Raw genomic sequence first — 8,505 nt, 5'->3', positions numbered from 1 at the left:
GGTACATGGCGCGGACGCGGGCCGCATCGACGCCGGGGGACCAGCGGGGCGGGGACCCGGCCCGGCGTGTGGTCGCCGCCGTAGGTGGTGATGCGCCGGCTCCAGCCGCCGCAGCCGGCCAGGACGCCGTCCGTCTCGACGATGAAATAAGTCCGGTCCGCGATGATCTGGCTGTCCAGGCCCATCAGCTTCCTGGAGGCGGTGATCTGCTCCGGCGTCAGGAAGGCCGCCAGCGGACCGGAGATGGAGCGGTCCATCAGGGCCACGAGGGCGGGGATGTCGTCCTCGGTCGCGATCCGGTGGACGAAGGCCACGGTCGTCAGTCCCGTTGGAACGGATAGAAGCCCGAGCCCAGGCCCAGGATCGCGGTCAGCTCGTCCAGCGCGCCCCGGCTCTCGTCCAGCAGGGCCGGGTCGGCGAGGTCGGCGGGCCGCAGTTCGTCGCGGTACCAGGTCGCGCCCCAGACGCTGAGCGCGCCGTGCAACTCCTCGGTCAGCCGCATGGCGGGATTGGCCGCCGCCTGCTCGGCCTCGGTCAGCACCACCCGCAGGCGCAGGCAGGCCGGACCGCCGCCGTTGCGCATCGACTGGCGCACGTCGACGTACTCGACCCGGCCGATGGGGCCGTTCGAGGCCGCCAGGCCCTCGGCGACCGCATGGCTGCGGGCGTTGTCACGGGTCTCAGTCGGGCAGATCAGGGTCAGACGGTCTTCGCCCGGGATCCGCACCAGCATGGAGTTGAACAGATAGCTGGAGATGGCGTCGGCCAGCGGCAGGTCGGCGGAGGACACCTCCACGAAGATCGGCTCGAACTGGCCCTGGGCGGCCTTTCGGATCGCATCGTGGGTCGCCGCCGTGTCCTCGAAGGCCAGGTCGTGGTGGAACAGGGTCTCCAAGGCGCCGACGCAGACCACGTCGTTGTGGAAGGTCCCGCCGGCGATGGCGGCCCTGGACTGGCGGGCCAGGACGACGCCAGACGCCCCGTGGCGGCGGGCGATGGCCTCGGACGCCTCGCGCGTCTGGCGGGCCGGGAAGGCGCCCGTCCACGGCTCATAGGCCTCGCGGCCCCAGACCAGAAGATTGACGCCCGGCGCGCCGTGGTCGGCGCAGAGCCGGACGTGGTTGGCGGCGCCTTCGTCGGCCAGATGGGCGACCGAGGGCAGGGCGTCGTGAACGGCGAACCTTTCCGGATCTGGGAACAGGGCCTCCAGCGCCCGCTTCGTCTGCGGATGCTCCAGCGAGCGGTGCAGGTTGGTGACCAGGTTGGCGGGCGTGAAGTGCACCCGCCCGTCCGCGCTGTCGGCCGAGGGCGTCACCGTCGCGGCGTTGGCGGCCCACATCGGCGACGCCGAGCAGGCGGCGGCGGCGAAGCTGGGCGCGTCCTTCCAGGCCTTCTCCAGCACCTGGGCGTCGGTTCCCGAGAAGCCCAGCGAGCGCAGGAAGGGGAGGTTCGGCCGCTCGTGCGGCGGCAGCACGTACTGGGGCAGGCCCAGGTCGGCCAGCCGCTTCATCTTGTCCAGGCCCTGCAGCACCGCCGCGCGCGGATTGGACGCCTCGCCCGCGTTCAGGCTGGAGGCGAGGTTGCCCGGCGACAGACCCGCATAGGAGTGGGTCGGCCCGATCAGACCGTCGGCGTTGGTTTCGACGGCGAGGGAGGTCAAGAGTGCAATCCCTTGATCTCGTTCTCGATATTCTTGACCGCCATGGCCTCGAAACTGGCGACCGGATAGGCGCAGTAGTCGGCGGCGTAGTAGGCGCTGGGGCGGTGGTTTCCGCTGGCGCCCAGGCCGCCGAAGGGCATGTCGCCCGCCGCGCCGGTGGTCGGGCGGTTGAAGTTGACCACGCCCGCGCGGATGCGGCGGATGAAAGCCTCCCAGTTCGCCGGATCGTCCGACACCAGGCCGGCCGAGAGGCCGTAGCGTGTGGCGTTGGCGGCCTGGATCGCGGCCTCGAAGGTCGGGACGCGGATCACTTGCAGGAACGGGGCGAACATCTCCTCGTCCAGCACGTTCAAGCCGGTCACGTCGATGATCGCGGGCCGCACGAAGGCCCCGGGAAGGTTGCCGACCGGGCCCGAGGCGCGGACTACCTTGGCTCCAAGGTCGATGCGCTGTTGCAGGGCCTGCAGCGCGCCTGGGCCGCGCGTTCCGAGATCAGCGGGCCGGCGTAGGGCTCGGGCGTGGAGTTCCACGGCGCGAAGGTCAGGCGGTCGCTCAGCGCCGCCACCGCCTCGACGATGGCGTCGCCCTGCGATCCCTCCGGCACGATCAGGCGGCGCGCGCACGAGCAGCGCTGGCCGGTGGTGATGAAGGCCGATTGCACGACGATGCCCGCGACGGCTTCGGCGTCGCTCGCGTCCCACGCCACCAGCGGATTGTTGCCGCCCAGCTCCAGCGCCAGGATCACATGCGGGTCGTCGGCGAATTTGCGCCGGAAGTGGGCGCCGGCCGCGCCCGAGCCGGTGAACATCAGGGCGTCGATGCCCGCGTCCAGCAGGGCGGCGCCGGTGTCGCGCCCGCCCTGGACGACGTTGACGACGCCTTCCGGCAGATCGGCGGCCTGGAAGGCCTCGGCCATCAGCTGGCCGGTCAGGGGCGTCTCCTCCGACGGCTTGAAGACCACGGTGTCGCCGGCCAGCAGGGCGGGGACGATATGACCGTTGGGCAGGTGGCCGGGGAAGTTGAACGGCCCCAGCACCGCCGCCACGCCGTGCGGGCGATGGCGCAGGGTGGCTGAGCCGAAGGCCGTGGGCGCGGTGCGCTCGCCGGTCCGCTCGTCATAGGCGCGGATCGAGATGTCGACCTTGCCCTGCATGGCCTGCAGCTCGGTCGCGGTCTCCCACAGCGCCTTGCCGGTCTCGCGGCTGATGGCCTCGGCGATCTGTGGCGCGCGCTCCCTGAGCACCGCCTGATAGCGCTTCACCGCGTCGATCCGGTCCTGGCGCGGGCGGTCCGACCAGTCTTCGAAGGCGGCGCGGGCGCGGTGGGCGGCGGCCTGGACCTCGGCGGCCGAGGCGGCGGGGCCTTCCCAGACGGTCTCGCCGGTGGCGGGGTCGATGGATTTGAAGTTCGTCATTCGGATACTCAGGTCTTCACGCGGACGGTGTCGCCGGCGCGCACCTTCAGCGCGTCGGCGGTCTCGCGGGTCAGAGTGGCGACGTCGCCCTCCATATGGGTGCGCTGGCGCACCGCGCGGAAGGCCCCGACGCTGTCGGTCGAGATCAGGGCCGGCAGTTCGGCCTCGACCTCGTCTGCGATGGCGACGGTGAGCCGGCGCGCGTCACGGACGGTGCGGATGTTGTCGCGGCCGCAGGTGACGGTCGGGCCGGCGTCGAAGATGTCGATCAGGCCGTTGGGCCGGAAGCCTTCGCTTTCCAGCAGCGCCATGGCCGGCACCCCTTGCGGATGCACCTTGCCGATCACCGCTCGGGCCGGCTCGGGCAGCAGTTCGATGTAGATCGGGTGACGCGGGGCCAGGTCCAGGATGAACTGCTTGTCCGTCGAGCCGGTCATCCGGTCGGCCTCGTCGAACTCCATGGGGAAGAATTTGTGCGCCACATGATCCCAGAACGGGCAGGCGCCGTCGGGGGTGAAGACCCCGCGCAACTCGGCCAGGACGGTGTCGGCGAACAGATCCGGCTCCGCCCCGATCAGCATGTAGCGCGACTGGCTGAGCAGGCGGCCCGCGCCGCCCTTGCGCCGATCGGCCTTCAGGAACAGCGAGCCGACCTCGGTCCAGCCGGTGCATTCGTTGACCAGCACCAGGGTCTTCTGCTCCAGCTTGATGCCCAGCGAAGGCGACGACTGAGCGTTGTTGACCACTCGGAAGCTGAAGAACGGCCGTTTCAGGCCCACCGCCGCCTTGACCGAGCCGATGCCGTCGACGTCGCCGGTCTCGGACTCTTCCAACATCAGGGTGTACCAGCGCTCCTGGGGCGGGATCGCGCCAGCGAAGCTGTCGCGGCTCAGGTCCAGGCGCTCGGCCAGCTGGTCGGGGTCCTCGGGCAGGCTGGTGAAGCCGGGGCCCGAGAGGATGGCCAGCTCGAGCAGGTGGTCGAGGTCGGCGGGGCCGGAGGGACGGACGACGAGCATCTAGCGGGCGCTCCCTGTTCTCTCGTCATCCCGGGGCGCGCAGCGACCCCGGGACCCAGCGGCGCGCGAGAGCGCGAACCCGTCGCGGACACGGCATGTGGAAACATCGCCTGCGGCGCCGCTGGGTCCCGGCGTTCGCCGGGATGACGAAAGGAAGGCAAGGCTCACATCGTCTCCAGTCGGAGTTGTTTCAGTTTCAGCGCGTCGATCTCGCCCGACGCGATCTTGCACAGGATCAACGCCGACAGCTGGGCGCGCTCCACGAAGCTGGCGGGCCAGGCGAACTCCTGATCCGAATGGATGTCCCCGCCGACCACGCCCAGGGTGTCGATGTTGGGCAGGCCCGCGGCGTGCAGGTTGTTGCCCTCGCACACCCCGCCGGAGGGCTTCCAGGCGATCGCCTGGCCTAGCAGGGCGCCGGTCTGGCGCACGGCTTCGAACAGGGCGGTCTGGCTGGCGTCCATCGGCTTGGGCGCGCGGGTCATGCCGCCGTGCAGGTCCAGCGTCAGGCCGGGGAAGGGGGGCTCGGCCGCGACCTGCCGTACGGCCTCGGAGATCCAGGCCGACGCCTGGGCGTCTGGGACCCGAACGTTGAAGCGGACCACGGCGTTGTCGGCCACGACGTTCAGCGGACCGCCGCCCGAGATCTTGGCGACATTGATCGTGACCCCCTCGCGCTGGCCGTTCAGGGCGTGCAGCCGGGCGGCGATGATCGCCGCGCCGGCCACGGCGTTGGCCCCCTCGTGGAAGGCCCGGCCCGCGTGGGCCGCCTTGCCGGTGACGATCAGGTGGTAGTTGCCGCTGCCCTTGCGTTCGCCCGCCAGGGTCCCGTCGGCCAGGGCGGGCTCGTAGGTCAGGCCCAGGTGCCCGCGGCGCCAGGTCGCCAGCAGGGGCGCCGAGGCGGGCGAGCCGATCTCCTCGTCAGGGGACAGCAGGACCGTCCAGCCGACCCGCTCGCGCTCGGGATGGGTCTCGAACGCCTCCAGCGCCGCCAGCAGCACCGAGATCCCGCCCTTCATGTCGGCGATGCCTGGGCCGTTCAGGGCGCCGTCCGGACGGGTGGAGACCGCCTGGAAGGCGCTCTCGGCGGGAAACACCGTATCGTAGTGACCGGTCAGGACCACCTGCAGCGGCGCCTCGGGGCGGGCCGTGATCTTCAGGGCGTCGGCGTGGGCCTCCAGCCGGACAGAACCGTCGTCGGCGACAGTGGAGGATCCCTGCGTCGGAATGCGTTCGACGACGGCGGGCAGGCGCCGGGCCTCGGCTTCCAGCAGGGCCAGCACGGCCCCAAGGCCGGCGGCGTTGCGGCTGCCGGAGTTGACGTTCGCCCACTCCACCGCCCGGCCGACGATGATCTCTCCGCGCGCCGCGACATGGTCGAGCACGGTCTGGTCAGGGGGCAGAATCCGCATGCGGGCGGACCCTAGCCGCAAGGGTGGCAAAGGTGAAGGCGAGCGCGCCTATCGACTCGCGCTCCAGCCGAGCTAGGGTCGGCCCACATTCCAGGGAGGAACCGGATGACCGATCTGATCAAGGCTATGAACCCCACGGCCCCGCTGCCGACCGAAGAGGCGGCGCTCGCCGCGGCCAAGGTCAGCGCCGTCGGCATGGTGATCGGTGCGATCCACCAGGCGGTGGGCGCCTGGTACGCCTCGACGCCCGAGGCCTCGGTGGCGGCGGCCAAGATGGTCGAACAGATGACGGGTCAAGCCCCCGACGCCGCGCAACTGGCCCAGCAAAGCCAGTTCGGCCTGATGCTGGGCGGCGGGCTGGTGGTGCTGCAGCTGATCCTGGCGGCGGTTCAGTGGAAGAAGCCGAACATGGCCCTGCCGATCATCTTCCTGATCCTGGTGATCTGGGCCCTGGGCGGCGCCTGCCTGGCCCTGTTCATTCCGGCGTTCGGCGCGGCGCAGCCGATCTGGCTGACCATCGTCACGATCGTCACCATGGGGATCGCCGCGATCACCCATATCGCGGGCATCCGCGGCGTCAGCGCCCTGGACAAGATCCGCACCCGGGCCGCTCAGGACTACTGAGTGCCTAACGGTTCGGGCGGCGGTCCTCGCGGGCCCCGCCCGGCTGCCGGGCCTGGCGGCGCCAGCGGATCGACAGGCTGGCGTCGCCCTGTCCGCCGAATTTTGAGCTGACCGTCAGGTTGCGGCGCACCTGCCATTCGACGTTCACGGCCGCGCCGTTCTCGCCGCCGCCGATGACCTCCAGATAGATGTCGTCGGTGATGTAGCGGCCGCCGGCCACGGTCAGGCTGGAGGCCTCGCCGCCGAAGGACAGCCGGTCCAGACCGGCCAGCTGGCGCAGGTTGCCGATCACGTCGAAGCCGCCGCCGCCGGCCAGGGCCGCCACGCCCGCGCCCAGCTGGGCCGCCTCGAACGCCGAAAGCTGGGACGCCGACCGGCCGAACAGCACCTGCGACAGGATTTCGTCCTGCGGCAGGGAGGGGGTCGAAGTCAGGGCGATCTCGGGCCGCGCGGCCGTGCCGGTGACGCGGATGGTGGCCGTCAGAGCCGGGTCTTCGCGCGTCGCTTGCAGGTTCAGGCGGATCTGCTCGGGATTGGTCGACAGGCTGACCGAGCCGGTCTGGTCGAACACGAACCGCTTGCCCGCGAAGTCGTAGTCGCCGCGCACCACGCGGGCGTTCCCGGTCAGGATCGGCCGGGTGATGGTGCCGGTCACCCGGGCGTTGACGTTCATCTCGACGTTCAGGCCGCGGCGACCACCAGAACGTCGCCGCCCGGCGAGCGAATGGCGATGTCCAGCCCGATCTGAGGGCCGCGGCTGCGGTTCTGCTGGTCCTCGGGCACGTCGCCGCCGGGGCGGTTGATCTCGATCACGTCCATTCGGACGATGCCGGTCGACCCAGGCGGATTGGCCTGGATGCGGGCGTCGTCGATGTCGATCCGGCCGGCCAGCTGGATGTTGCCGTCCTCGCCCCTCACCACGGTCAGGGGGCCGGAGGCCCGGGCCTCGGCGATGTCGTTGTCGATGATGCGGAAGCGGGTCAGGGCCAGCTGGAAGCTGGAGCCCGAGCCCTGGCGCAGGCCGATGCGCCCGTCGCCGCTCACCGTGCCGCCGTGGCCGTCGCCGGCGGTGAAGGTCTCGATCAGGGCGGTGGTGTCGTCGAAGCGGCTGTTCAGCGTGACGCCTTCCAGCCGCAGGCCGGTGGCGTTGTCGCGGAACGAGCCTTGCTGAAGATCCAGCCGGCCGTTGATGCGCGGTTCGTTCAGCGTGCCGGCCAGGGCGGCGCGCACGTCGACCTGGCCTGACAGCGACCGGTCCCCGCCCAGCAGCAGATCCCAGATCGGCTGGATCTGGCCCTTGATCGTAACATCGCCCTGCATCGGCCGTGTGCGGGCGATGGCCAGGCGCAGAGGCGCGGCCGAGGCCTCCACCGGCAGGGTCACGTCGGCCGATGCCTGAACCGCCTGCTGGTCCTGGGCCTGGGCCTGGATGCGCAGGGTGTTGTTGACCAGGAGCGCGTTCAGCGTCCCGTCGACGGCCAGGCCGCGCGGGGCGTCGATGCTGCGCAGATCCTCCAGGGTGACGTTGGCCGATCCGGACAGGTCGTCGCCCGCGCCGCGCAGGGACAGGCGGCCGGTGACGCGTCCGCGCAGATCGGGGGCCAACGACTGCAGGTCCACGCTGGTCAGATTGGCCTCAATGACGGCGGCGCGGGAATCCTGGCGCAGCTCGCCGGTCAGCACCCCGCCGCCGACGCCCAGATCGACTCGGGCGACGCGCCCGTCGCCGGACAGGGCGATGACCGCCGGGTTGCGGGTGGTGAAGGCGATCTCGCGCACGCGGCCCGCGCCTTCCAGCACCACCGACTGGGCCTTGCCTTCGCGCGAATAGACGCCGGTTCCGTCAAAGGCGACCGGGGTGGCGCCGCCGACGTCGGCCTTCAGGGTGAAAGGCAGGCGCTCAAGCGGGCCCCGACCCTCCAGCTCCAGCGAACGGATCACATAGGTGGAGCCGGCCAGGCGCACGTCGGTCCCCGAGACGTCCAGGATGGCCGTTTCGGCCCCGCCGCCGTCGGTCAGGCGCACGCGCCCCTCGGCCGTCCCCGAGGCCAGGAAGGCTCCGGGCCGGGCGGTGAAGGTCAGGTCGGCGCTGGACGGGATGTTGTTCGACAGCGCGATCGCGCCCTGGGCCGTGACGCCGCCGGCGTCCAGATCGACGTCGGTCAGGCGGATGCGCCGGCCGCCCAGGAAGAAGTTGCCGCTGGCTCGGGCGGGGCCGTAGTTCGAGCCGGCGGTCACCGCGATCCGGCCGTCCGAGGCGTCGGCCCCGCGGCGGAAGCTCAGGATCAGGTCTGCGTCGGTCAGGGTCAGGGCGCCGGCCTTCACCTGGCCGAACGCGGCGCGCAGGTCCGCGCGGGGGCGGGCCAGCGAACCCGTCAG

General features: G+C 71.3%; 7 protein-coding genes and 1 pseudogene. 1 reads left to right on the top strand and 7 read right to left on the bottom strand.

The window, feature by feature from the left end; all coding sequences use genetic code 11:
• The 5 genes and pseudogenes from AC2W7C_RS09840 to AC2W7C_RS09820 all read right to left on the bottom strand — a co-directional run.
• The coding region (locus AC2W7C_RS09840) for a GNAT family N-acetyltransferase (protein ID WP_486001280.1) at positions 1 to 314 on the bottom strand (314 nt) is incomplete at its 3' end.
• 5 nt (positions 315 to 319) lie between these two features.
• Positions 320 to 1,660: an N-succinylarginine dihydrolase gene (gene astB / locus AC2W7C_RS09835; protein ID WP_486001279.1), complete on the bottom strand. Its 1,341-nt coding sequence runs from the start codon at positions 1,658 to 1,660 to the stop codon at positions 320 to 322.
• Positions 1,657 to 3,074: pseudogene (gene astD / locus AC2W7C_RS09830) on the bottom strand (succinylglutamate-semialdehyde dehydrogenase). Before astD ends, astB begins: the two are co-directional and overlap by 4 nt.
• An 8-nt stretch (positions 3,075 to 3,082) precedes the next feature.
• Positions 3,083 to 4,090: an arginine N-succinyltransferase gene (locus tag AC2W7C_RS09825; RefSeq protein WP_486001278.1), complete on the bottom strand. Its 1,008-nt coding sequence runs from the start codon at positions 4,088 to 4,090 to the stop codon at positions 3,083 to 3,085.
• A 164-nt stretch (positions 4,091 to 4,254) separates the two neighbouring features.
• Positions 4,255 to 5,502, bottom strand: a complete 1,248-nt coding sequence (locus tag AC2W7C_RS09820; protein WP_486001277.1) for a hydrolase — start codon at positions 5,500 to 5,502, stop codon at positions 4,255 to 4,257.
• A gap of 105 nt (positions 5,503 to 5,607) precedes the next feature.
• Here AC2W7C_RS09820 and AC2W7C_RS09815 point away from each other — a divergent pair, with 105 nt between their 5' ends.
• On the top strand, positions 5,608 to 6,126 hold the full coding sequence (locus AC2W7C_RS09815; RefSeq protein ID WP_486001276.1) for a hypothetical protein: 519 nt from the start codon (positions 5,608 to 5,610) through the stop codon (positions 6,124 to 6,126).
• A gap of 4 nt (positions 6,127 to 6,130) precedes the next feature.
• Here AC2W7C_RS09815 and AC2W7C_RS09810 read toward each other — a convergent pair whose 3' ends face one another.
• Together AC2W7C_RS09810 and AC2W7C_RS09805 are read right to left on the bottom strand one after the other, a co-directional pair.
• Positions 6,131 to 6,799 carry a translocation/assembly module TamB domain-containing protein gene (locus tag AC2W7C_RS09810; RefSeq protein ID WP_486001275.1) on the bottom strand — a complete coding sequence of 223 codons (669 nt, stop codon included), beginning with the start codon at positions 6,797 to 6,799 and terminating at the stop codon, positions 6,131 to 6,133.
• Between the two features lie 8 nt (positions 6,800 to 6,807).
• On the bottom strand, positions 6,808 to 8,505 hold a 1,698-nt coding region (locus tag AC2W7C_RS09805), incomplete at its 5' end, for a translocation/assembly module TamB domain-containing protein (RefSeq protein WP_486001274.1).

The organism is Brevundimonas sp. CURTG3B2_SDJG, from assembly GCF_057364705.1.
The sequence above is the reverse complement of the archived record's forward strand: the minus strand, read 5'-3'. Positions and strand labels throughout refer to the sequence as shown.